Consider the following 20006-nt stretch of genomic DNA (forward strand, 5'->3'; position numbering starts at 1 on the left):
CGGGTTGCGCGGGCTGCCTTCAGTGGGAGTCCGTCAGGACCAGGGACCGGCCTTCGCCCTCGCCCTGGATCCAGATGAGCGAGGCCCCCTGCGGACTGAGCGCGATGCGCGGCGCGGCACAGACGGAGCCCGGCGCCGATCCCATCGTCCTGGGGAGGGACCACCCGTCCTCCCGGATCCGGACGGACACCTGATCCCCGGCGGCTCCCCTCTGGACCACGACAAACCCCGCACGGCCGTCCTCCGCCAGATCGATGGCATAGTCCTGGACGGGTTCGTGGCCGTGGTCGAGGCACTCCGCGCCGGGCTCCCAAGCCCTCCCCTTGAAGGCCTTCACGAGCAGCCGCGAGACGCCGGCGTTCTCCCGCTGGGACCAGGCGGCCAGGGCCTCGCCGTCCCCGTTCATGACCAGCCGGGGGGAAGACATCACATGGGCGCTCGCGAGCACCACGGGCTCGCTCCACTCGCCGTGAAGGGCCTCGTAGAAGCTGGCCTCGAGGAGGCTCCGTTGGCCGTACGGCGCGTGAACCCAGAGGGCCAGGGCGTTCCCGGAGTCATCCATCGCCACCTGGTGATGGCGGGCGGCATGAGCCACGACAGGCACGGGACGATCAGACCAGATCCGATCCGCCGGCCAGTAGTGGCAGGCCATCAGCCCCTCGAACACGCTGTTCTGGGCTTCCCAGACCACCATGGCGTGCTCACGCCGGTTGGCGGCCAGCTGCGGTGACGCCGACGGATCCCCCGGGAGCCCCAGAAGGACCGGCTCCTCGTCCCAGGCCTCCCCGCGGGTGTTGAAGGCATGCGCCATCACCTCGATCTGTCCCACCCTTTCGTGGACCCAGGCCACCAAAGCATTGCCGCGCCGGTCCACGGCCACCTGGAGCTGGTGGATCCGTCCCACCGTCCGGAACATCCCGCGGCCCGGGCCCTCGCCGGGGCCGAGGACAGCGCCCAGGATCTGGCGCTCGTCCTCCCCATCGGCCAGCCAGATCGCGAGGCCCCGTCCTTCGGGATTCACGGCGAGCCGCGGTGTCGTCCCCTCTCCGAAGGGAAGCCGCATGAGGGCAGGTGAAGCGCCGGGGCCCATGGGCATGGTCCACAGCTTGCCCGCGTTCTCCCAGAGCAGCACGCCGCGCCCGTGGCGATCCAGGGCCACGCGGGCCTCTCCGATCCGCCCCCGATCCACCACGGCCGGCGTCCGCCACCGGATGGCTGCGGCCTCGGCGGGCGTGGGCAGGAACCCTTGGGCAAAGCGCTTGAGGCGTTCCAGGGCCATGATGCGCTCCAGGTCGGAAGGAGGCGGAAGGGAATGAACTTCCCCATCATGCATTCGATGACTGTTCCATGAAATCATTAAATTTCAACATCGATCATGGAATTAATCGATTAATTTAAACTCTACCCAGTCCCTGGCGCAGCTCCGCCACCAGCCCCGGCAGCAGCTCCGCCACCCGAGCCATCTGCGCCGGCGTGGTGCCCAATCCCAGGCTGAAGCGCACCGTGCCGCGCGCATAGGCATCGGGCACTTGCATGGCGCGCAGCACATGGCTGGGCTCCCGCATGCCCGTGCTGCAGGCACTCCCCGTGGAGACGCAGATGCCCTGCTCGGCCAGCTTCAGCTGCAGGGCCTCGCCTTCGATCCCCGCAAACCCCACGAGGCTGGTGTTGGGAAGGCGCTCCGCCCCCCTTCCATGGATGCACACCTCGGGGATCTCGGCCAGGAGGCAGGTCTCCAGGGCATCGCGCAGGCGCCGCACGCCGTCCATCTGCGGCAGCCGCGCCTGGGCGAGGGCCGCGGCCTTGCCCAGTCCCACGAGCCCTGGAACATTCTCGGTGCCGCCGCGGCGCCCCCGCTCCTGGGAGCCGCCCAGCATGAAGGGCTTCAGGCGCACGCCCCGGCGGATCATGAGCAGGCCCGTCCCCTTGGGCCCATGGAACTTGTGTCCGCTGAGCGTGAGCAGGTCAGCGCCCCAGGCCGCCGCCGCCACGGGCACTTTGCCGATGGCCTGGGTGGCATCCACCAGGAACAGGGCACCCTTGGCCTTCACCCGGCCTGCGATCTCGGCGACCGGGAACAGCACGCCCGATTCGTTGTTGGCGGCCATGACGGCCACCAGGGCCGTGTCCGGGCGCACCGCGGCCTCCAGCGCGGCCAGGTCCAGGCGCCCCTCGGCATCCACGCCCACCTCCGCGACCTCGCCTCCCTGGGCCTTCCACCAGGCCGCCAGGGCGCGCACGGCGGGGTGTTCCACGGCCGTGGTGACCAGGTGCCGCTTCGCGGGAAACGCCTCCCACACGCCCCGGACGGCGTGGTTCAGGCTTTCCGTGCCGCCGCTCGTGAACACGATCTCCGCGGGAGTGCAGCCCACCAGGGCGGCCGCCTGCTCCCGCGCCGCCACCACCGCGCCATCCGACAGGTGCCCGAGGGCATAGGCCGCACTGGCGTTGCCGAAACGCTCCGTGAACCAGGGCCGCATGGCCTCGAAGGCCTCGGGGGCGAGCGGCGTGGTGGCGTTGTGGTCGAGGTAGATCAGATCCATGGTGGCGTCATTGTCCCATCTCGGGCCGGGCACGGAGATGAGCCAGGGCTTCGGCCCGGGCCGCCAGGCTCGGCGCCTTGCCCTGGAAGCTCTTGCCGGAACCGCCGCCCTTGGCCCCGAGGATCGCCGCCACGGCCTTGCCGGCTGAAGGCACATCCAGCGGCGACCGTTCACCCGCGCTCAGGAGGAAGAGGCCCTGCCCGCCCGGATCCGCCGTGAGGAACACGGCCTTGGCGGGATCCGCCGCGAGGATGCCCCGGACCAGCTTCTGGAGGAAGGCCATGTCGCGGCCTTCGAGGTGGGCCTCCACCAGGGCCTCAGGCCTCGCGGCCAGGGCCGCGGCCTGGAACTCGGCCAGCTCCTCCTCCAGCTTCCGGCTGCGGCGCTCCAGGACCAGCAGCTGATCCAGCTTGATCTGGAGGGCGGCGACGAGCTCCTCGTCGGGCGCGCCGAGCAGGGTCCGCAGCCTTGCATTGCGCTCTTCCTGCGCGCCCAGGCGCAGCCTGGCACGCCTTCCGGCCACATAGTAGAGGCGCGTACCTCCCCGGATGCCTTCGGTGCCCAGCAGCTTCAGGGCCTCGATCTCGCCTGTGTGGTGCAGGTGCGTGCCCCCGCAGGTGTTGAGATCCACCCCGGCGATCTGCACCAGGCGGATGTCGCCGACATGGCCTTCAGGCAGGCCCCGGGAGCGCACAGCCTCCTTCCCGTAGTCCTCCGGACTCACCTTCCGGGCGGTCACTTCATGATGGGCGCGGATCTCCGCGGCCACGGCCTCTTCCAGCCGCTCCATCTCCGCGGGGGAGATCGACGGCGCGTCCAGCTCGATGTCGCAGACCGTTCCCCCCAGGTGGAAGGCCGTGGTGTCCCACTTGAACTGGTCCTGGGCCACGGCCGTGAGCAGGTGCTGGCCCGTGTGCTGCTGCATGTGGTCGAAGCGGCGGGTCCAATCCAGCCGCAGCGAAGCAGGGCCCACCGGAAGGGCCGTCGCGAGGTAGTGCCGGATCGCGCCTTCTCGTTTCTGGACCGCCACCACGGCCACGCCGTTCACCGTGCCCAGGTCGCAGGGCTGGCCGCCCCCCTCGGGGTAGAAGACCGTGTCCTCCAGGAGGACGAAGGGGCGCCCCCGCTCCTCTCCGCAGGCCAGGATGCGGGTCTCGAGCGCCGTGGCAAAAGGGTCTCGTTCATAGGCGGGCGTGGACATGCCGGGAGCCTAGCACAGGCGCTGATAGGCTGGAGGGGTCGCCATGTCCCACATCCCCCTTCCCGAACGCCTCCGCCCCGCCACCCTCGACGAGGTGGTGGGCCAGGCCCACTTGCTGGGACCGAAGGGCGCCCTGACCCGGCTCACGGCCGGGGGGCGCCTGCCCTCCATGGTGATGTGGGGCCCGCCGGGCACGGGCAAGACCACCCTGGCCCGCATCCTGGCGGAGGCCACGGGCCACGGCTTCATGGAGTTCTCCGGGGTCAGCGGCAGCGCGGCGGAGCTGAAGAAGTTCCTGGCCGACAGCCGCGAGATGCCCCTGTTCCGCACGGTGCCCCCCGTGGTGTTCCTGGACGAGATCCACCGCTTCAACCGGGCCCAGCAGGACATCCTGCTGCCCTTCCTGGAGCGCGGCGAAGCCATCCTCATCGGCGCCACCACGGAAAACCCCGCCTTCTACCTGAACCCGGCGCTCCGCAGCCGCTGCCAGCTCATCGCGCTGAAGCCCCTGGAACCAGTCCACATCCAGCAGGTGCTGAAGCGGGCCTGGGCCAGGGAGCGGTCCGGGCAGCCGGAGCCCGGAGAAGTCTTCGAGTGGCTCTCACACTGGGCTGGCGGCGACCTGCGCTCGGCGTTGTCCGGCCTGGAAACCTGGATGGAGATGCCGGATCCCGACCTGGAATCCCTCCAGGGGGCCCTGGGCGGCCGCATGATGTTCGATCGCGCCGATGGCCACTACGACCTGGCCAGCGCCTTCCAAAAGAGCCTGCGGGGCTCTGACGCGGACGCCGCCCTCTACTACCTGAGCCGCATGATTCGCGGCGGCGAGGATCCCCGCTTCATCGCGCGCCGCCTCATGGTCTGCGCCGCGGAGGATGTGGGGAACGCCGATCCCCAGGCCTTCCTCCTGAGCGAAGCCGCCAGCCGCGCCGTGGAGCAGATCGGCTGGCCCGAGGCCCGCATCCCCCTGGCCCAGGCCATCATCTATGTGGCCAACGCCCCCAAGAGCAACGCCACCGTGCTGGCCGTGGACGCGGCCCTGGCGGCCGATGACGCCCCCATTCCCGAGGCCATCCGCGACGCCCACACCGCCACGGCCCGCAAGGCCGGCCGCGGCGTGGGCTACCACTACTCCCACGACGACTACGACCGGGAGCAGGCCTTCCTGCCCGACAAGCTCCGGGGCCTTTCCTTTTACGAACCGAAGCGCCCCCAGGAGCGCAGCTGGCGGGATCGCCAGGAACCGGATGCGACGGCCCTCTCGACCCTCTGGCAGGCCTGGACCGAGGCCCACCCCGAGGGCGGCGAGCTCCCCCTGGAAGACTGGAGCGCCGAATTGGCCTGCAGCCGCGAAGCCCTGGCCCGGGCCCTGGCCAAGCTGGCCCAGGGCCGGTTCACCCTGGGACGGAAGCTCGAAGCCAAGCCGATCTAACGCTCGCTCGACCAGCCCAGCAGGCTCACGCCGTAGCGCTGGCCGCAGACATGGAGCGGCACGGTGAGCACCGTGATGATGGCCCCGGTGTCACGCGCGTAGGTCTGGACCAGGAAGTCCTCCCGGCGGGCGGCCTTCTCGTCGAGGTCGGCCACCCGTTGGAACGCCGCCCGGCTGGCTCGGTCGGGGAGCGCCTCGGCCACTTCGCCCAGGCCGTGCCGCGCCCCCCGCACCAGGACACGGTTGTCCGTGAAGAAGCGCTTCACGCGGTTGCCGGCCAGATCCTGGTCCGGGTGGCCGGTCCAGTCCTGGGCGAAGCGTCGGTTGTGGGATGGGGCGTAGCTGTTGAGGTCGAGGATCAGGGCGAAGGTGAGGCGAGGCTCCTGCTCGAGGACGCCGTCGAAGGCCTCCTGCAGCGGCCGCTCCACCAGGGCATCGTAGGCGGTGCGGTATTTGGGGGGCGCGAAGCCTTCGGGCGGAACATGCAGCACATTGAAGAAGCGGGAGAGGCTCTGGATCTCCGCCCCCTGGATCTCCCGGTATTCAAGCGCCAGCAGGTCCTCCTGGCGGACTCGCCCATCACCGAGGGCCATCTCGAGGATCTTCGCACTGGTGGCGGTGAGGCCCCGCGCCAGGTCGAGCGCGCGGTGAAACAGGGAGCCCGTGTCATAGGCGGCCAGGTGGCGGTGTCCGAGCTCGGTGAGCGAGGAGACGCTGAAGGCGTCCTGGGCCACGGCTTCCGCCTCGGCCTTCAGGGTGCCCGTGGCATCCAGCAGCTCTCCCGAGGCCGCCACGAGCCTCCGGGCCGCGGCATGCTCCTCCGAGGCCGTGCGGGCCATGCTGGAGACATTCCCCGCGGTGGATTCCGCCAGCTCCGCGATGCCCGAGAATCGCTGCTCCACGGCCTCCACCTGGGCGCGGGTTTCGGAAGCCAGGCCCAGGCTCCGGCCCATGGCCTCCCGGGCCGGGTCCAGGTCCCGGCGGATGGATTCCAGCAGCTGTCCGATTTCCTGGGTCTGCCGGGAGGTCCGGTCCGCCAGTTTCCGCACCTCCTCGGCCACCACGGCGAAACCCCGGCCTGCCGCACCGGCATGGGCGGCCTCGATGGCCGCATTGAGGCTGAGCATCCCCGTGCGGTCCGCGATCTCCCCGATCACCTGGGAGACTTCGTTCACCTGGAGAATGTGTCCCATCAGGGATTCCAGGCGTTCGGAGGTGAGGGTCGTCTGTTCCTGGAGCTGGCGAACCGTGGCCACGGCCTCGTCGCTCTCCTGGCGGCCCTGGCGCGTCAGGTCGGCCATCAGGCGGGTGGACTCGGCGCCCTCCTCTGCCGCCGAAGCCGCCTGGGAGATATTCGCGTCCAGCCCCTCCAGGGTGCCCTGGATGCTCCGGGTGCTGTCGAGGATCCGGTCGATCTCCCGCGCCAGGGTCTGGATCCTCACCGAGGTCCGCGCCGCGCCGGCCGCCGAGCGGTTGATCACGGTTTCCAGGCCCGCCAGATCCTGGGCGAGCTGCGCCGGGTCATGCTCCTCGGAGCCACTCGCGGCGGGCACGGCGGGCCTGGGGGTGGGTTCGGACATGGGCGTTTCCGGGAGTCAGACCTTCTTCTTCGGCCCGGCCCCCCGGATCTGAAGTTCAGTCCAGATGGCCCATGCGGCCGGCCTGGTAATCCTGGATGGCCTGCTCGATCTCCTGGTAGGTGTTCATCACGAAGGGGCCGTAGTGGGCGATGGGCTCCCGGAGGGGTTCCCCCGCCAGCAGCATGAGGCTGACGGGAGTCGCCGCCTCCAGGGCCAGCGAATCGCCTTCGCCCAGCAGGGCCACGCTGTCGGCCGGAACCTCCGTGCCCTCGATGCGGATGGCTCCGTGCAGCGGCACGGCGGCGGCGATCCACCCTGCGGGAATGGCCTGCTCGAACTGCGCACCGGCCTCCAGCTCCAGGTGGGCATAGGCGATCTTCGCGGGCGTGCGGGCCGGGCCGGTCACGCCCGCCCAGGTGCCGGCCAGCACGCGCATGCGCCCGCCCGGAATGGCGACCCACGGCATGGTCTCCGCCTGCAGGTCCGTGTAGCCCGGGGTGGAGCCCTTCAGCGCCTTGGGCAGGTTGATCCAGAGCTGCACGCCCTCGATGGGGCCGCCGGTTTCCAGGTGCTCGGGCACCGGCATCTCTTCATGGACGATGCCGGCCCCGGCATTCATGAGCTGGGCGCCGCCGGGCTGCAGCAGCCCTGAACCGCCCGTGCTGTCCCGGTGCCGGAAGGCGCCCTGGATCAGGTAGGTGAGGGTCTGGAAACCCCGGTGGGGATGGGGCGGGAAGCCCGCATCCGTCCCCGGAGGCAGCACCATGGGACCGAAGTGGTCCATGAGCAGGAAGGGATCCATGGCGCGGAAGGCCTCTGCGCCGCGCTTGCCTTGGCCGGGCACCAGGCGCGTGAGCGGCACGCGGTTGCCGTCCTCCGTGGGGAGTCCGGGTACGAGGACGGAAACGGATTTGCGGGTCATCGGAACCTCCTCAGGCAAGATCGAAGAACAGGATTTCGGCGGGTGATCCAGCCTCCACCCCGGCCACGACGGTGATGGACGGCTCTCCTTCGATGCGGGCGGAATCCCCGGCGTTCATGGCCGCGCCGTTGAGGCTGATGGAGCCCCTGGCCACCTGGAGGAACCCCGCGCGTCCAGAGGGGATGGAGCCCTGCACCGCGCGGCCCGCGTCCAGCCGGGCCACGAAGACCTTCACATCCTGGAAGAGCTTTACGGAACCCTCCGCGCCGTCGGGACTGGCGATGAGGCGCAGCTGATTCTGAAGGCCGGCTTCGGGAAAAGCCACCTGGTCGTAGCGGGGGACGAGGCCCTGGCGCTCGGGGAGGATCCAGATCTGGAGGAAGTGCACGGGCTCATCAGCCGAAGGGTTGAACTCGCTGTGGCGGATGCCGGTGCCGGCACTCATGACCTGGGCTTCGCCCGGGCGGATGACGCCGTGGGTGCCCAGGCTGTCGCGATGCTCCAGCGTGCCGGACAGCACCCAGGTGAGGATCTCCATGTCGCGATGGCCGTGGGTGCCGAACCCTTTGGCCGCCTGCACTCGGTCCTCGTTGATGACGCGCAGCGCGTGGAACTGCATGTGGTCGGCGTCGAAGTACTCGCCGAAGGAGAAGGTGTGGTGGGTGTCCAGCCAGCCGAAATCGAAATGGCCGCGGGTTCCAGCAGGTCGCAGCGTGATCATGATGCCTCCTGGATTCATTTTATGTGTTGCAACTTTTATTTCAACCCCTCCCCTCAAAAAAACGGGAGCTTCATGAGGAACATGGACTTATCTTTGGGGTGTCCAAGCGGAGGCCGCCGTGATCACGCGGGTGCTGGTGGGGATCGATTTCTCTGAGGCCTCGAAGCAGGCCCTGGAACGGGCCGGCAACTGGGCCACCCGGATGGGCGTCCCCCTGGTGGCCATGCATGTGCTCCAGCCCCCGGCGCCGATGCTGCCCGAAGCCCAGATCGCCCTGCCCGACCCCGCCTGGCTCCACAGCATGGAGGACCATGCCCGCGAGCAGCTGGAGGGCTGGCTCAGGCCCTACCCCGGGGCCACCGCCGTCGTGAAATGGGGCGGCCCCGCGGAAGAACTCATCTCCGAAGCGGATCACCGGACCCTGCTGGTGGTGGCCCAGGTGGGCCATTCCACGCTGGAGCGTCTGCTCTTCGGCAGCACCGCCGCGCGGGTGGTGAGGCTGGCCCCCTGCGATGTCCTGGTGGTGCGCACGGAGAAGACGCACTAAGAAGTCGGAACAACACCCCGAAGCAGCTTCGCCAGGGCTTCCACTTCCGCGGCCTGGCGCTTGAGGATGCCTTCGGCCGCGCGCCGCAGCCCCTCCAGATGCTCCGGGCTGGCGTCGTCCATCTCGCGGAGCCCCGCGTCGAGATCGGCCTGGAAGCGGTGATAGCGCGGCGTGCCGTCTTCGCGGGCGGGCAGCAGCTGGCGGAGCTGGTAGTCCACCGTGTCGGCCACACCATCGAAGATCACATCCAGCACGGGTCTGGCCCACCCGGCCACGCCCCAGCCCCTCGCCTCTTCGTAGCGGTAGGGCTTGGCATAGAGTCCGGTGCCCAGGGACACAAGGAGGAGGTCCTCCGCGGAACGGCCGGTCTTTCCCAGCGTCTGCCACGCCTCGGCATAGGCGCACATGGCCGGGTTGTTGGCGAAGACGCCTCCATCCACGAGCACATCGCGCTCTCCGGGCCACGGCACCAGGGCGGGCTCGAAGTAGGTGGGAGCCGCGCTGGTGGCGCGGGCCGCCACGCGCAGGGGCACATCGTAGCGGGCATCCTCCTGGGCCCTGCGACGGCGGTAGAAAAAGGCATCCCGTTTCTCCAGATCATAGGCCGTCACCAGCACCTCGGTGAGGGCCTCCTTGAGGCGGGTCTCCCCGAAGTACTGCTTGAGCACGCCCTCGAGGCCGTCCGATGGATATTTCGCGGCCCGCAGCCCCATGGGGTTCGTGAGGTGGCGCCAGAGGTTCTCGTCAAAGATCCGCGTTCCCTCTTTCAGGTAGAGTCCGGCCAGATCCCGGGCGGAGTAGCGGGGCCGCCCGCCCTGCCCCGGCGCCGCGAGCCCCAGGGCCAGGATGCCGCCCGTGCTGGTACCCGCGATGAGGTCGAAGCAGTCCGCCACCGCCCGGCCCGTCTGCCGCTCCAGCTCCGCCAGCACCAGCGCCGGGATGAGGCCGCGGATGCCGCCGCCGTCGATCGACAGGATGCGGAAGGGTTGGGGCATTCGGCATTTTATCCTCCGAAAAACGGGCCATACGGCCCGTTTTTCGGAGGACGGAGCGGCCTTTAGCGGTAGGCGGGAATCCCCGTGACCTCCTGCCCGATGATGAGGGTGTGCATGTCGTGCGTGCCCTCGTAGGTGTAGACGCTCTCGAGGTTCGCCATGTGGCGCATGACCGGGTACTCGTCGAGGATGCCGTTGGCACCCAGGATGGTGCGGGCCTTCCGGCAAATCTCGAGGGAGACATTCACATTGTTCATCTTGGCCATGGAGACCTGGGCGGGCGTGTAGGTCTTGGCGTCCTTCAGGCGGCCCAGCTGGTGGACCAGCAGCTGGCCCTTGGTGAGCTCGGTGACCATCCAGGCCAGCTTCTCCTGCTGGAGCTGGTAGCTGGCGATGGGCTTGTCGAACTGGATGCGGGTCTTGGCGTAGTCCAGGGCGCACTGGTAGCAGGCGTCCGCGGCGCCCAGCGCCCCCCAGGCGATGCCGTAGCGGGCCTGCGTGAGACAGCCCAGGGGGCCCTTCAGGCCCTTCACATGGGGCAGGAGGCTGGTCTTCTCGTCCACGATGACATCTTCGAGCACCAGCTCGGAGGTGGTGGAGGCGCGCAGGCTCCACTTGCCCTTCATCTCGGGGGCGCTGAAGCCAGGCGTGCCCTTCTCCACCAGGAAGCCGCGGATGCCATCCTCGGTCTGGGCCCACACCACGGCCACATCGGCCACGGTGCCGTTGGTGATCCACATCTTGGTGCCGTTGATGCGCCACTTGCCGCCGGGTTCCTTCACGGCCTTGGTGAGCATGCCGCCGGGGTTCGAGCCGAAGTCGGGCTCGGTGAGGCCGAAGCAGCCGACCTTCTCGCCCGCGGCCAGCTTGGGCAGCCAGTGCTTCTTCTGCTCCTCGCTGCCGTAGGCGTAGATGGGCCACATGACGAGGCTACCCTGCACGGAGGCGAAGGAGCGGAGGCCGGAATCACCCCGCTCCAACTCGTACATCAGGAGGCCGTAGGCCACATTGGAGACACCCATGCAGCCGTACTCCTCGGGCAGCGAGGGGCCGTAGAAGCCCAGCTCACCCATCTTGCGGATGAGCTGCTTGGGGAAGGTCTGTTCCTGGGCGTGCTTCTCGATGATGGGCAGCACCTCGGCGTTCACGAACTTCCGCGCGGTCTCGCGGATCATCCGTTCTTCCTCGGTGAGCAGGCCCTCGAAGCCCATGTAGTCGGTGATGTGGGTGAAGGTGGCGTAGGCGCCGGCCATGGTGACCTCCTGGAATGCCCTGAAGCCTCGGGCGGGTTGGCAATACGGCGCTGCAGCAGCGCGCCGGGGCCAGTCTATCGCCCCGTCAAAACCCATTCAGCAGGCCACCCTCAGCCGAGCCGCGCTTTCCTGTCGCAGCAGGAATCACCTTGACGGAGTGTCAATATTCCAAGGGGGAAGGAGCCCTCGCGGAGGATGGAGCTCACTCGCCGTCTAGCATCCGCGGTCCGGTGGCGTGGGGCGTCTCATGGCAGTGCCGGCAGCGGGCCTCGTAGGCCTCGGCCGCGCCCACCAGCACCTGGCCGCCCGTGTGCACCATGCGCTGGGTGCGCCCCGCCAGGGCCCCGCAGACCATGCAGATGGCCTGGAGCTTGGTGACATACTCCGCCTTGGCGAGAAGGATGGGCATGATGCCGAAGGGCTCGCCGTTGGAGTCCTGGTCCAGGCCGCCGGCGATGACCCGCACCCCGCGGTTGGCCAGCTCCTCGATGATGGGGATGAGCCCCTCGTCCAGGAACTGGGCCTCATCGAGGGCCACCACCTGGGCTTCCGGATCCAGATGGCGGAGCAGCTCCTCCGTGTTCTTCACCGGGATGGCCTCGTGCTTGCGCTGGCTGTGGCTGGCGATGGCGGAGGCGTCGTAGCGGTCGTCCAGGGCGGGCTTGAAGACCTGGACCTTCTGCTTGGCGATGATCGCTCGCTTGATGCGCCGGATGAGTTCCTCCGACTTGCCGGAGAACATGGGGCCGCAGATCACCTCCAGGGAGCCCTGGCGTTGGTGCACGAACATCGGAAATCCTTATCGCTTGAGGCGTGGAGAAGGCTGGGGAGCCGCTGCCGGGACCGGAATCATCGGATCCGGCAGCTGGGTCAGGTCGGGCACCGGGTTCTTCTCATCCAGGGGCCTGCCGAGATCCTTCGCCAGTATGGCGCCTCCATCCTTCGGAGCGGCCATGCGGAGTGCCCAGGCCTGCCGCATCCTAGTCGGGCCTTCCGGCACCACGCGGACATCCACCGGGGCCAGGCTGGCCAGCCCCAGGTTCATGGATCCCCGCTGGTGGGGCACATAGAGGGCCAGGGGGAGGATGAAGCCCAGGGCCACCAGGGGCCACAGCAGGGCGCTCGGCTCCCAGGCATCGGGCGTGAGGTCTGAGTGGCCATCCACCCAGGGGCGCACCACCTTGGGGGCCTCGCCGGAGATGGGCTCCAGCAACCCCGCCTCCAGCAGGTCCGCGATGGCCTTGCAGGTGTCCAGCTCCTCGTAGCGGCTGATCTGGACGATGTCCTTGATGGCCTGGGGGTGGTCGAAGTACGACAGCACCATCTCCTGCTCATGGCTGAGACCCGAGGAGCCGTGCTGGATCTGCCCCTTCCCGTCCAGCACCCCGGACACATCCCGGTCGATGTCCAGGTGGAGGGCCTGGGCGCGCGGAGAGCGACCCAAGGGAAGGTCCATGGCCGGCAGGCGGCGTTCCACTTCGGGCCACTCATCCTGGATCCGGGCGGCCTCCATCAGCACCGTGTCCACGGGAATGGGGACGAAGTGCTCCCGGTCCAGATCCGGGGGCAGGAACGAATCGAAGCGGTAGTCGCCCTCCACCCAGCGGAAGGTGCGGTGGAGGATGGCCGTGGCCTGGCCGAACAGCGCGTCCTGAAGGTCCGAAGCCTGGACCTTGCCGCTTTCGAGAAGCAGGGTGCCCATGCGTTTGAGGGTCTGCCGCTGCACCTGGACCATGGCCAGCAGTTCCTCGCCCGTGAGGCGACCCAGGCGCACGAGCATGGTGCCCAGGCGATCCTCCATGCGGACCTGGTTGGAATCGCAGCCGACGATCTCGCCGTTCTCGAAGAAGACTTTGACGAACTCCTGCCCCTGGGAGAGGACCAGGGTGCCGTTCTTCCCCTGGATCTTGATCATGTTGAACAGGGAGAAGAGGTCGAAGTCCCGGAGGGAGCCTTCCAGTGCCATCTCAGGCCCTCCTCAAGATGAGCTTCAGCCAGGAACGGACATACAACAGCCCCACCAGGAGGGCTCCGATGGCCAGCCAGGTGGAGGTGGGATCCGCGAGGATCTCCCCGGGGTAGCGCACGGACCGGCCTGTGGCCAGGATCATGCCCACCGCCAGACAGAAGGGGATGAACTCCATCAGCCCTTCCCGCGTCTCCCCCAGGAAGGCCAGGTCGCACCCGGGCAGCAGCACGATCAGGGACTTGTGGATCCACCGGGTGGTCTGCTGATGGTCCGCCACCTCGTCCAGCTTCTTCTTCCGGTTCTCCGTGTGGAGCCCATCCCGCAGCACGAAGAGATGGTGGCACTTCGGGCACACCTCGGGGTCGGGGCTGTCGGTGGTGTGGAAGGGCTCCCCGCAGCGGATGCACTGGGTGGGGTGGGCCATGCGGAGGCTGGCCCTCACGCGCACGAGGAACGCGGCCAGCCCGAGCAGGGGCAGCAGCAGCGCCACGAGGAAGGCCGGCTCTGTCAGCGGCACCCCTTCGGCCTTCAGCCCGCCCGCCGCCTCCACGAGGGCGCTCACGCGCTGCGGCGTGTCCGGGAGGGGCATCGGATAGGTGCGGACATCCTTCTGGGCATCGTTGAGGGCGATCAGGCGGGTGTAGGCCTCCGGGGCCACGGCCTGGGCCTCGTCCCGCTTGGAGGCGCCGAGCCCCGTGTCCAGGCGGTTGAAGGCGAGGATGCTCTGGTTGAGGAGGATCTCCATGCGGGGCCCGGCCTGGAGCGCCGCTTCGAAAGTCTTCTCCGCCCCGGCGACATCCCCCATCTGGAACTTGGCCACGGCCAGGTTGTTCAGCACCTCCCCCTGCTCGGGGTGCCGGCCGACCAGGTCCTGGAAGCTGGCTTCGGCCTCCTTCCATCGCTGGTTCTGAAGCTGCTCCCACCCCTGGAGGAAGGCCTGGTCCGTCGGGGGAAGCAGGCGGAGGGTGGCGGCCGGCACGGGGCGGACCTGAGGCTGGAGTTGGAGGGTCAGGAGGCTGGGCTCGGGTTCCCGGGCTGACCAGGGTTCCATGGCGGCCAGCACGGGGTGGATCAGCTGGAGCAGGAGGAGGAAGGCTGTGACCTTCACCTCCGAAGCGATCAGGAACGGGCCCAGGAGGAAGAGCCAGAGCATGGCCGCCACCAGGGGATCGAGGCCGAGAAGCACTGGGCCCGCCAGGATCCCGGCGCCGATCAGGGCCACGGGAACGGGGGCGAGCCCCTTGCGCCGGAGAGGCTCCTCCCAGAGATGCCGGAAGGCGTTCCGGTAGCGCAGCCCCATGGTCAGCGCCCAGCCCCACAGCAGCAGCGTGGCCGCCAGCCGCAGCATGCCGAGGTGCTGCACCATCCAGAGCCAGCGATGCGCGGGGTGCTCCACCCGCAGGAGCGTCAGCCGGAGCACATCGGGGAAACTCCAGAACCAGCCGCGGACGCCTTCCTGCCTCATCAGCGAGACCCGGGTGCCCAGAAGGCTGGGATGGTCGGGGGCCCAGCGCTCGACGGCCTGGAGGCCCTCCAGGCCCAGCGCGGCCCGGCCGGCCATGCCCTGCCCGCGCGCCCAGAAGGCCGTGGCTTCGATCAGGGGGGTGACATCCAGGGTGGAGTAGGTCCGGCGGAGGGCTTCCACTTCCACCTGGGCCGCCCGCACCGCTTCGGGATCGCCCTTCGACAGGGCCGCGAACAGGTGCGTCGCCCGGTGGCTGAGGGCGATGGCCGGCAGCGTCTCCGGTGCCGGCCCAGGATGCGCCTCGGTCACCGGAGCGGGCGCGGCGGGTGCCTTGGGCGCCTCCCGGAGGGGAGCGCCGGACATCCCCACCTGACCCATCAGGCCCACCAGGGCCGCGGTCCGCAGAACCTGCCGGATTCCCATGCTGAGGCTCCCGAAACTCATGATTTGGGCCCCACGGAGGCGCTCGGCGCGGATTTGAGGTCCATCACCCGCATCCGGAGCCCGTAGAGGATGTCCTCCAGCTCCCGGGTCTCTGAATCCGTCCTCCGACCTTCGGTCTTGTCCTTGAGGACGGTCAGCAGATCCACATAGAAGCGGGCCGCTTCAGGGTTCGCCGGGGGCACTTCCTTCATCATCGGGTGGGGCACGCCCATGGCCAGGAGCGCCTGTTCCGCCAGAAGATGCATCAGGGCCTGCAAGGAGGCTTCCGGTACCGCAGGAGTCATGGGCTACCTCGAACGCTTTCAGGACTTGTCTGGCGGGAAGCCTATCACAGCCCGAATTTTCCTGCACCCGTCTCGGAATAAGGCCCGTTCCGGGGGTGCCGCGGGGGAGGAGAAAGGCCTTTTTGACGAAAAGCACTCGGCGCCAGGCCAACCCTGTGGAACGATGGATGGGTTTGGAGGAAGACCCATGCGACGCCTCATTCTCACGCTCCTGCTTCCCGCAGCATGCATGTCCATCTACGCAGAATCCACGGGCCGGATCTCCGGCAAGGTCCTCAACAAGGAGGGTAAGCCGGTCCCCGGGGCCAAGGTGAACCTCAAGCGGATCGACCGCAACTGGAGCAAGGACCTCATTCCCGACAAGGCCGGGAACTACCTGCAGGTCGGCCTGGACCCGAAGGATTACGACCTCACGGTCAGCGGTGAAGGCTATGTGGACTACAAGGAGCGCATCAAGATCCCCCTGGCGGATGTGCTGGTCAGGAACATCACCCTGCTAACTCCCTCCGAGGCCCGCGCGCAGGCCGTGGCCTCCGGCGCCGCCCAGGCCGCCCCGGAGGATCCCGGCGCCGCCCTCGATGCCGCCGGCCGCGACTCGTTCAACCTCGCCATCCCCTTCTACAACGATGGCAAGTACGACGAGGCCCTGCCTCATGTCGAAAAGGCCTACAAGACCCTCACCGAGGCCAAGGACAAGCTGAAGGACGAACAGGCCAAGGCCGAGCTGATGCCGGAGCTGCTGAAGGTCGAGCGCGTCCTCGGCATCTGCATCGCCCAGGCCGGCGCCAAGAAGGAAGAGGCCGAGCCCTACCTCATGCGGGCCCTCGAACGGAACGCCAAGGATGAGCGCGTGATCCTGGGCCTCATCGAGACCAGCAAGGCCAAGAGCGACAAGGCGGCCGAGCAGAAATACGCCGCCATGCTGGAGACCCTCCAGGGGCCCAACCCCGATGTGATCTACAACAAGGGCGTGGAGGCCTTCAACGCGGGCAAAACCAAGGAGGCCAAGGTCCAGCTCCTGAAGGCCCTGGAGATCGACCCCAAGTACGCCGAGGCCCACTACCTTCTGGCCATGGTCGAGTTCGGCGAGAACAACCTGCGCGGCACCAAGCAGAACCTCGAGAAGTACCTCGAGCTCGCGCCGGCCGGCAAGAACGCCGCCACCGCCAAGGAGATGCTGAAGGATCCTTCCCTGAAGCGGATCAAGTAGCTGCTGGCGCCAAAGAAGAGAGGGCCCCGACTGGGGCCCTCTCTTCTTTGGCTGGAGAAAAGATCACATCAATTCGAGGCTGATGGGGCAGTGGTCGGAGCCCAGCACATCGGCATGGATGCGGGCATCCTTCACGCGATCCAGCAGGGCCCGGCTGGCCATGAACAGATCGATCCTCCACCCCACATTCCGTTCGCGGGCGCCGCCGCGGGCCGTCCACCAGGTGTAGAGGCCCGGCACGCCGGGGTTCCGCTCCCGCAGCACATCCGCCAGCCCCGCCCCCAGGTAGAGCTTGAAGTCCTCGCGCTCCTCGGGCGTGAAGCCGGGATTCTTGGTGTTGTCCTTGGGCCGGGCGAGGTCGATCTCCTCGGGGGCCACATTCATGTCGCCCGTGAGGATGACCTGGTCTCCGGCCTGGTGGTGCTTGGCCACGATGGCGGCGAGATCCTTCGCGAACTGGCGCTTGAAGGGCAGGCGCACCAGGCCCTGGGAGGCGTTCGGGAAGTAGCCGGCGATGAAGACGAGCTTGTCCTTCCGGGAGACGATCATGCGCCCTTCGGCATCGTAGCCCTCCAGGCCGAGCCCCTTGGCATGGCTGAACCCCAGCTCCTTTTTCGTGAGCGTGGCGGAACCCGCGTAGCCCTTCTTGCTCGTCGCCGGGAACCAGCAGATGTCGTAGGCGCTCTCGAGCTGGCGCCGCACGCCGAGATCCACTTCCTCCCACTCGCAGCGGATTTCCTGGAGGGAGAGTGCATCGGGTTCGGCCTCCTCCAGCCAATCCATGAAGCCCTTCTTCAGGACCGAGCGGAAGCCGTTGACATTCCAGCTGTAGAAGCGCACGGGACTCTCCTTTTAGGAACGCAAGGCGGCATAGGCCTCGGGATCGAAACCGATGATCACACCCTTGGCATGGACCAGGATGGGGCGCTTGAGCAGGTTGTTGTCCTGCACCATCAGCGCGATGGCCTCGGCCTTGGCGAGCTGTCGGCCCTTCAAGCCCAGCTCCTTGTACTTGGGGCTCTTGGTACCGAGCATGGGGCTGGGGTCCTCCGGCAGGAGGCGCTCGAGTTCCGCAGTCTCCAGGGGCCGCTTGAAGTAGTCGCGGATCGCCACTTCGATGCCCAGCTCCGCGAGCTTGGCCTTGGCGTTGCGACAGGTGGTGCAGCTCGACTTCATCCAGAGGACGGGCTTCACAGTTCCTCCACGAAACGGTCCAGCAGCCGGTCCGTGCGCCAGCGCAGCAGGCCGAAGAAGAGGAAACCGGCCCAGCCCTTCATCCGGCCTTCGAGACGCAGGTGGGCGCCCTTGGGATCCGGCCTCAGGGTCAATTCTCCGGACTCCTCGGCTCCGGCCATGGTGCGGGTCCAGCGGAGGATCACCCCATCGGCCACCACTTCCGGAGCGGCCCAGCGGCTCAAGGGCCGCAGGCTCTTGAACAACTGCGGCGGGGCAGCCCGAAGCCGCTCGACGATGTGGTCGAAGGGCGCGTCCGTGAGGAGCTCGGCCTCGAAGCTGAAGACGGGGTGCTTCACTTCACCAGGAATCCGGGCTGGGCGTCGCTGGGCGGGGCCACCAGATAGGGCTTGCTGGCGTTGTCGCTGGCGGCCAGCAGCATGCCGTGGCTTTCGATGCCCATGAGCTTGCGGGGCGCCAGGTTCGCCACCACGACCACGAGGCGGTTCAGCAGGTCGGCAGGCTCGTAGGCCTTGCCGATGCCGCCGACGATGGTGCGCTGCTCCAGACCGATGTCCACCTTCATCTTGATGAGCTTGTCGCTCTTGGGCACGCGTTCCGCCTCAAGGACCCGGCCCACGCGCAGATCCACCTTGAAGAAGGTGTCGGCATCCACGGTTTCGCGGATCTCGGGAACATCCAGGTTGGGTTTGCTCTCGGCAGGGACTGCCGCCGCCGTCTCGAGGTCGCTCATTTCCTTCTCCTTGTCGATGCGCTGGAACAGGGGCTTGGGATCGCCGATGGGGCCGATGGCGGGGCCATCCAGGGCGAAGCCGTGGAAGGTCCGCTCGGCCACCTTCGTGCCGTGGCCGAGGCTCTCCCACAAGGTCTGGGCCAGCTCGGGCATCACCGGCGCCACGAGCAGGGCGGTGGCGCGCAGGGCCCGGTAGAGGTTCGCCAGCACGGCGTCCAGCTTGGCGTCGTTGGCCGGGTCCTTGGCCAGCTTCCAGGGCTCGGCCTTCACGATGTAGCCGTCGAGGGCGCGCAGATGCGCCCAAAGGGCGTCCAGGGCGGCATGGAAGTCGTTGGCGCGGGCCTTCTCCAGATACTCGGGGAAGACCTCCAGCAGCTGGCTGGCCACCTGCTGGTCGAGCTCATCCATGACCGAAGGCACGGGCACCACGCCGCCGCGGTAGCGCTGGATCATGCTCAGCGTGCGGGAGGCCAGGTTGCCCAGGCCATTGGCCAGATCGGCGTTGAGGCGGTCCATGAAGCCCTCGAAGCTGAAGCCGCGGTCGTGGCCAACCTGCATGTCGCGCATGAAATAGAAGCGCAGGGCGTCATTGCCGAAGCGCAGCAGGGTATCCGGGCGCACGACATTGCCCTTGCTCTTGGACATCTTGTCCTCGCCCATGAGCCACCAGCCGTGGGCCAGGATGGTGGTGGGCTGGAACATGCCCGCCGCCATGAGGAAGGCCGGCCAGTACACGGCATGAAAGCGCAGGATGTCCTTCCCCACGAGCTGCAGGTCCGGCGGCCAGCAGCTGGGAGGACAGCCCGTGAGGTAGTTGAGGAGCGCATCGAACCAGACATAGATGACATGCTTCTCTTCGCCGGGGACGGGGATGCCCCAGGTGATGGTGGTGCGGCTGATGGAGAGGTCCTCCAGGCCACCTTCTACGAAGCGCTTCACCTCGTTGAAGCGGAACTCGGGCTGCACGAACTCCGGATGCTCCTCGAAGTGCTTCAGCAGGCGGTCCTGGTAGGCGCTCAGACGGAAGAAATAGGTCTCCTCCTCCAGCTCCACCAGCTGGTGGGCGAGGCCCTGGGCCTGCAGCTCCTTGGCCTGGGTCTCGGTAACATAGGCCTCGTCGCTCACCGAGTAGAGGCCCTTGTAGGTGCCCTTGTAGATGTCGCCCTTGTCGAGGAGCCGCTTGAAGAGGCGCTGGACCTGGGCCCGGTGGTCCTCGTCCGTCGTGCGGATGAAGCGGAAGTGGGTCATCCCCATGGCCTTCCACAGCTCCGTGTAGTTGGCCACCACCTCATCGGCCAGCTGCTTGGGGGTGATGCCCCGGGCGGCCGCGGCCTTCTCCACCTTCTGGCCGTGCTCGTCGGTGCCCGTGAGGAAGTACACCTCCTCGCCCCGCATGCGGTGGAACCGGGCGATCACATCCGCCAGCACCGTGGTGTAGGTGTGGCCGATGTGGGGCCGGTCGTTGACATAGTAGATGGGCGTGGTGATGTAGAAGGGCTTGGACACGGGGGCT

19 protein-coding genes are annotated in these 20006 nt (G+C 68.1%); 3 read left to right on the forward strand and 16 right to left on the reverse strand.

The window, feature by feature from the left end:
• Nucleotides 1–19: 19 nt before the first annotated feature.
• The 3 genes from QUD34_RS08110 to QUD34_RS08120 all read right to left on the reverse strand — a co-directional run bounded on the left by QUD34_RS08110 (nt 20) and on the right by QUD34_RS08120 (nt 3744).
• The gene (locus QUD34_RS08110) at nt 20–1279 is read right to left on the reverse strand and encodes a hypothetical protein (RefSeq protein ID WP_286353185.1); all 1260 of its coding nucleotides are present in this window, start codon (nt 1277–1279) and stop codon (nt 20–22) included.
• A gap of 115 nt (nt 1280–1394) precedes the next feature.
• Nucleotides 1395–2543, reverse strand: a complete 1149-nt coding sequence (locus QUD34_RS08115; protein WP_286353186.1) for a cysteine desulfurase family protein — start codon at nt 2541–2543, stop codon at nt 1395–1397.
• Between the two features lie 7 nt (nt 2544–2550).
• Nucleotides 2551–3744, reverse strand: coding sequence for an alanyl-tRNA editing protein (locus QUD34_RS08120; protein WP_286353187.1), 1194 nt, complete (start codon nt 3742–3744; stop codon nt 2551–2553).
• Nucleotides 3745–3787: 43 nt separating this feature from the next.
• Here QUD34_RS08120 and QUD34_RS08125 point away from each other — a divergent pair, with 43 nt between their 5' ends.
• The gene (locus tag QUD34_RS08125; protein ID WP_286353188.1) at nt 3788–5176 is read left to right on the forward strand and encodes a replication-associated recombination protein A; all 1389 of its coding nucleotides are present in this window, start codon (nt 3788–3790) and stop codon (nt 5174–5176) included.
• Here QUD34_RS08125 and QUD34_RS08130 read toward each other — a convergent pair.
• Genes QUD34_RS08130 through QUD34_RS08140 form a run of 3 tightly spaced genes read right to left on the reverse strand, consistent with a single transcriptional unit; the run spans nt 5173 to nt 8399 of the window.
• The gene (locus QUD34_RS08130) at nt 5173–6756 is read right to left on the reverse strand and encodes a methyl-accepting chemotaxis protein (RefSeq protein ID WP_286353189.1); all 1584 of its coding nucleotides are present in this window, start codon (nt 6754–6756) and stop codon (nt 5173–5175) included. The two genes, QUD34_RS08125 and QUD34_RS08130, sit on opposite strands and share 4 nt — an antisense overlap.
• A 55-nt stretch (nt 6757–6811) precedes the next feature.
• Complete coding sequence (locus tag QUD34_RS08135; RefSeq protein WP_286353190.1) at nt 6812–7678, reverse strand: pirin family protein; 867 nt, start codon at nt 7676–7678, stop codon at nt 6812–6814.
• A gap of 10 nt (nt 7679–7688) precedes the next feature.
• Nucleotides 7689–8399 carry a pirin family protein gene (locus QUD34_RS08140; protein WP_286353191.1) on the reverse strand — a complete coding sequence of 237 codons (711 nt, stop codon included), beginning with the start codon at nt 8397–8399 and terminating at the stop codon, nt 7689–7691.
• A 118-nt stretch (nt 8400–8517) separates the two neighbouring features.
• On the opposite strand from QUD34_RS08140, the gene QUD34_RS08145 reads away from it, so the two are divergent.
• Nucleotides 8518–8946, forward strand: a complete 429-nt coding sequence (locus QUD34_RS08145) for a universal stress protein (RefSeq protein WP_286353192.1) — start codon at nt 8518–8520, stop codon at nt 8944–8946.
• Here QUD34_RS08145 and QUD34_RS08150 read toward each other — a convergent pair.
• The 6 genes from QUD34_RS08150 to QUD34_RS08175 all read right to left on the reverse strand — a co-directional run bounded on the left by QUD34_RS08150 (nt 8943) and on the right by QUD34_RS08175 (nt 15356).
• Nucleotides 8943–9941 (reverse strand): patatin-like phospholipase family protein, encoded by a 999-nt coding sequence (locus tag QUD34_RS08150; RefSeq protein WP_286353193.1) that lies wholly within the window; start codon nt 9939–9941, stop codon nt 8943–8945. The two genes, QUD34_RS08145 and QUD34_RS08150, sit on opposite strands and share 4 nt — an antisense overlap.
• 62 nt (nt 9942–10003) lie before the next feature.
• Nucleotides 10004–11194, reverse strand: coding sequence for an acyl-CoA dehydrogenase family protein (locus QUD34_RS08155; RefSeq protein ID WP_286353194.1), 1191 nt, complete (start codon nt 11192–11194; stop codon nt 10004–10006).
• Between the two features lie 202 nt (nt 11195–11396).
• Nucleotides 11397–11984 carry a thymidine kinase gene (locus QUD34_RS08160; RefSeq protein WP_286353195.1) on the reverse strand — a complete coding sequence of 196 codons (588 nt, stop codon included), beginning with the start codon at nt 11982–11984 and terminating at the stop codon, nt 11397–11399.
• A gap of 9 nt (nt 11985–11993) precedes the next feature.
• Nucleotides 11994–13160 carry a DUF4388 domain-containing protein gene (locus tag QUD34_RS08165; protein WP_286353196.1) on the reverse strand — a complete coding sequence of 389 codons (1167 nt, stop codon included), beginning with the start codon at nt 13158–13160 and terminating at the stop codon, nt 11994–11996.
• A gap of 1 nt (nt 13161) precedes the next feature.
• A complete protein-coding gene (locus tag QUD34_RS08170; RefSeq protein ID WP_286353197.1) occupies nt 13162–15051 on the reverse strand; it encodes a tetratricopeptide repeat protein in 1890 nt (629 codons plus the stop codon).
• A gap of 17 nt (nt 15052–15068) precedes the next feature.
• A complete protein-coding gene (locus QUD34_RS08175) occupies nt 15069–15356 on the reverse strand; it encodes a DUF1844 domain-containing protein (RefSeq protein ID WP_286353198.1) in 288 nt (95 codons plus the stop codon).
• A gap of 187 nt (nt 15357–15543) precedes the next feature.
• Between QUD34_RS08175 and QUD34_RS08180 the strand changes: the two genes are divergently transcribed.
• Complete coding sequence (locus QUD34_RS08180) at nt 15544–16566, forward strand: carboxypeptidase regulatory-like domain-containing protein (protein ID WP_286353199.1); 1023 nt, start codon at nt 15544–15546, stop codon at nt 16564–16566.
• Between the two features lie 63 nt (nt 16567–16629).
• On the opposite strand, the gene QUD34_RS08185 is transcribed toward QUD34_RS08180, so the two are convergent.
• From QUD34_RS08185 to metG, 4 genes are read right to left on the reverse strand one after another with little or no spacing between them, the layout of a single operon-like run.
• Nucleotides 16630–17406, reverse strand: coding sequence for an exodeoxyribonuclease III (locus QUD34_RS08185; RefSeq protein WP_286353200.1), 777 nt, complete (start codon nt 17404–17406; stop codon nt 16630–16632).
• Between the two features lie 12 nt (nt 17407–17418).
• Nucleotides 17419–17760 carry an arsenate reductase family protein gene (locus tag QUD34_RS08190; protein WP_286353201.1) on the reverse strand — a complete coding sequence of 114 codons (342 nt, stop codon included), beginning with the start codon at nt 17758–17760 and terminating at the stop codon, nt 17419–17421.
• The gene (locus QUD34_RS08195) at nt 17757–18098 is read right to left on the reverse strand and encodes a hypothetical protein (RefSeq protein ID WP_286353202.1); all 342 of its coding nucleotides are present in this window, start codon (nt 18096–18098) and stop codon (nt 17757–17759) included. The genes QUD34_RS08190 and QUD34_RS08195 overlap by 4 nt, the downstream gene beginning before the upstream one ends.
• Complete coding sequence (gene metG, locus QUD34_RS08200) at nt 18095–19999, reverse strand: methionine--tRNA ligase (RefSeq protein WP_286353203.1); 1905 nt, start codon at nt 19997–19999, stop codon at nt 18095–18097. Before metG ends, QUD34_RS08195 begins: the two co-directional genes overlap by 4 nt.
• Nucleotides 20000–20006 lie beyond the last annotated feature (7 nt).

Origin of the sequence: Geothrix oryzae, from assembly GCF_030295385.1 — a bacterium.
GTDB lineage: Bacteria > Acidobacteriota > Holophagae > Holophagales > Holophagaceae > Geothrix > Geothrix oryzae.

Bases quoted from the DNA above. Each gene is read 5' to 3' on its own strand.
- QUD34_RS08180 (WP_286353199.1), top strand. From the start codon at position 15,544: ATGCGACGCCTCATTCTCACGCTCCTGCTTCCCGCAGCATGCATGTCC.
- QUD34_RS08155 (WP_286353194.1), bottom strand. From the start codon at position 11,194: ATGGCCGGCGCCTACGCCACCTTCACCCACATCACCGACTACATGGGC.
- QUD34_RS08140 (WP_286353191.1), bottom strand. From the start codon at position 8,399: ATGATCACGCTGCGACCTGCTGGAACCCGCGGCCATTTCGATTTCGGC.
- QUD34_RS08130 (WP_286353189.1), bottom strand. From the start codon at position 6,756: ATGTCCGAACCCACCCCCAGGCCCGCCGTGCCCGCCGCGAGTGGCTCC.
- QUD34_RS08135 (WP_286353190.1), bottom strand. From the start codon at position 7,678: ATGACCCGCAAATCCGTTTCCGTCCTCGTACCCGGACTCCCCACGGAG.
- QUD34_RS08165 (WP_286353196.1), bottom strand. From the start codon at position 13,160: ATGGCACTGGAAGGCTCCCTCCGGGACTTCGACCTCTTCTCCCTGTTC.
- QUD34_RS08150 (WP_286353193.1), bottom strand. From the start codon at position 9,941: ATGCCCCAACCCTTCCGCATCCTGTCGATCGACGGCGGCGGCATCCGC.
- QUD34_RS08170 (WP_286353197.1), bottom strand. From the start codon at position 15,051: ATGGGAATCCGGCAGGTTCTGCGGACCGCGGCCCTGGTGGGCCTGATG.
- QUD34_RS08125 (WP_286353188.1), top strand. From the start codon at position 3,788: ATGTCCCACATCCCCCTTCCCGAACGCCTCCGCCCCGCCACCCTCGAC.
- QUD34_RS08175 (WP_286353198.1), bottom strand. From the start codon at position 15,356: ATGACTCCTGCGGTACCGGAAGCCTCCTTGCAGGCCCTGATGCATCTT.
- QUD34_RS08160 (WP_286353195.1), bottom strand. From the start codon at position 11,984: ATGTTCGTGCACCAACGCCAGGGCTCCCTGGAGGTGATCTGCGGCCCC.
- QUD34_RS08120 (WP_286353187.1), bottom strand. From the start codon at position 3,744: ATGTCCACGCCCGCCTATGAACGAGACCCTTTTGCCACGGCGCTCGAG.
- QUD34_RS08115 (WP_286353186.1), bottom strand. From the start codon at position 2,543: ATGGATCTGATCTACCTCGACCACAACGCCACCACGCCGCTCGCCCCC.
- QUD34_RS08110 (WP_286353185.1), bottom strand. From the start codon at position 1,279: ATGGCCCTGGAACGCCTCAAGCGCTTTGCCCAAGGGTTCCTGCCCACG.